Here is a 2,629-nt window from a genome sequence, read left to right as displayed (position 1 = left end):
CAGCTGTCGCAGACCGCGATGGAGCTGGCTGAAAACTCGCAGAAAAACGACGAGGCCGCCGGCATTCTGCGGCGGCTGCAGAACCGCAGGGAAGTGCTGGAAAACCTGGCCCGTCAGCCGTTCAATTCACAAGCCGGCGTCAAGGCTGTCATGGATTCCCAGGCGTTTCTGCCCGGCGTCTTAGGCGTCGTGGCGAAAGTGCTGGAACCGGAAAAAGGCTATGAGGAAGCGATTTCGGTTGCCTTAGGCGGCGCGATGTACAACATCGTGACCACCGACGAGGCCAGCGCCCGTCAGGCGATCAGCTTTTTGAAAAAGAACCAGAGCGGGCGCGCGACGTTTCTGCCGATCCGGGTCTTAAAACCCCGCTGGATCGCGCAGGATCACCGCATCGTGGCGCAGAACACCGAAGGCTTCTTAGGCGTCGCCAGCGAGTTCATCCACTGTGATCCGCAGTTTGATTTAGTCAGTCAGTCGTTACTGCAGAACGTATTGGTCTGCGATACGCTGGAACATGGCAACAACCTGGCCGATTTATTAAAGTTCAGTTATAAAATCGTAACGCTGGACGGCGACGTCATCCACCGCGGCGGTTCGATGACCGGCGGCAAGGCCCGCAACAGTTCGTCCTTAATGACGGTTCAGCGTGAACTGGAAGAAATCACGGGAACGATTCAATCGCAGCAGGCGAAATGCCAGTTGGCGCAGAAGGCGCTGGATCAATCCGGACGCCAGCGCTCTGAGCTGGAGCGGTCGCTGACGGAGAAACGGATTGCCAGCGCTCAGCTGGAACCGGTCGTCGACGCCAAGCGTGCCAAATTTGAACGCTTGAAAAACGATTACGAGCTGTTAGCGCCGGAAGCGGTAGACGGCGAGCAGGAAACGTTTGCGGATTCGCTGATCACATCGCTTAACCAGGCCTATTCCCGCCGGGATGAAATCACGACGTCCCTGTCCCAGAAGCGCCAGCAGAAGATGAAGCTGACTGCCGACATCGAACGCCGCGAGCAGCAGATCCGCCAGATCCGCCGGGAACTGGAAACGGCGACCGCCAGCTCGCATGCGATTCAGCTCGACAAGGCGAAGATTGAAACACGCCTGGAAAACAACCTGGCGCGGCTGACCAGCGAATATCAGCTGACCTATGAATACGCCCGCACCAAGGTTGAGGAAAGCCACATTGAAAACGCGCGTGAGGAAGTGCTGCAGCTGCGCTCGGAAATTGAAGCGCTCGGCAACATCAACATGAACGCGCCGGAAGAATACACTGAGGTCAACGACCGGTATGAATTCATGCGCAAGCAGGTGGACGATCTGATCGCCAGCCGTGATAAAATCCTGTCGGCCATCGACGAGATGGACGAAGTCATGGTCCGGCAGTTCAAGGATATGTTCGATAAGATCAACGAGGAGCTGGGCGACACATTCCGCGCGTTGTTCGGCGGCGGCAAGGCCCGCCTGATCTTAGAGGATCCAACGGATTTGTTAAACACCGGCATCGATATTGACGTCCAGCCCCCGGGCAAGTCAGTTCAGAATATCCGGCTGTTCTCCGGCGGCGAAAAGAGCCTGATCGCGATCAGCGTGCTGTTTGCGATTCTCAAGGCCCGGCCGGTTCCGTTATGTATCTTCGACGAAGTCGAGGCGGCACTGGATCAGGGCAATGTCGAACGGTTCGCCCGCTACATCAAGAATTTCAGCGAACGGACGCAGTTCATCGTCGTCACCCATCGTCCCGGAACGATGGGGCAGTGCGACGTCCTCTACGGCGTCACGATGCAGAAGCAGGGCGTTTCGCAGATGCTGAAGGTCGAACTGACCGACGCGATTGAAATGGCCGAAACCAAGGAGGTGCAGCCGGCATGAGTTTCTTTGATACGCTGAAAGACAAATTTTCCAAGAAAAAAGACGGCGACCGCTATCTGAGCGGTTTCAACAAAACAAGCGACACGATGGGCAAAAAGCTCAACAAGATGGCGTTCGGCTTCAACGGCGTCACCGAGGATTTCCTCGAAGAACTGATGATCGTGCTGCTGGAGAGCGACGTCGGCATTCAGACCGCGGAGAAGATCTGCGATCAGCTGAAAACGACGGTCGATCAATACCGCTACGTCACGTTCAAGGACGTCATGGCCTTTCTGATGGAGATCATGCAGAATATCTATCTGGAGAGCAACGATGCGCCGATCGTGATGAATGAGAACGGTCCGACCGTGATCCTGATGGTGGGTGTCAACGGCAGCGGCAAGACCACGACGTGCGCCAAGCTGACCAAGCTGTATCAGAGTCAGGGCAAAAAAGTCGGCGTCGTGGCCGCGGACACGTTTAGGGCCGGGGCGATCGAGCAGCTGGCGCGCTGGGCTGATAAGCTCGGCGTCCCGTGCATCAAAGGCCGCGAGAACGGCGATCCCAGCAGCGTGCTGGTCGACGGCTGCCGCTATGCCAAGGAACACAACCTGGATATCCTGTTGTGCGACACTGCCGGACGCTTGCAGAACAAGGTCAATCTGATGAACGAGCTGGCCAAGATGCGCAAGGTCATCGGCCGTGAAATCGAAGGCGCGCCCCATCATGTATGGCTGGTGCTCGATTCCACAACCGGCCAGAACGGCTTATCCCAGGCCAAGAT

Annotated in this window: 2 protein-coding genes; both read left to right on the top strand. The window is 57.0% G+C overall.

The annotated features are described in order from the left end of the window. Positions 1 to 1,866, top strand: a 1,866-nt coding sequence (locus tag AC5OW4_RS14970) for an AAA family ATPase (protein WP_493677184.1), incomplete at its 5' end; no start/stop codon positions are given. Beyond that, a partial coding sequence (locus AC5OW4_RS14965) for a signal recognition particle-docking protein FtsY (RefSeq protein WP_493677183.1) occupies positions 1,863 to 2,629 on the top strand: 767 nt, incomplete at its 3' end. The genes AC5OW4_RS14970 and AC5OW4_RS14965, both read left to right, overlap by 4 nt.

The organism is Holdemania sp. (assembly GCF_986127675.1).
The sequence above is the reverse complement of the archived record's forward strand: the minus strand, read 5'-3'. Positions and strand labels throughout refer to the sequence as shown.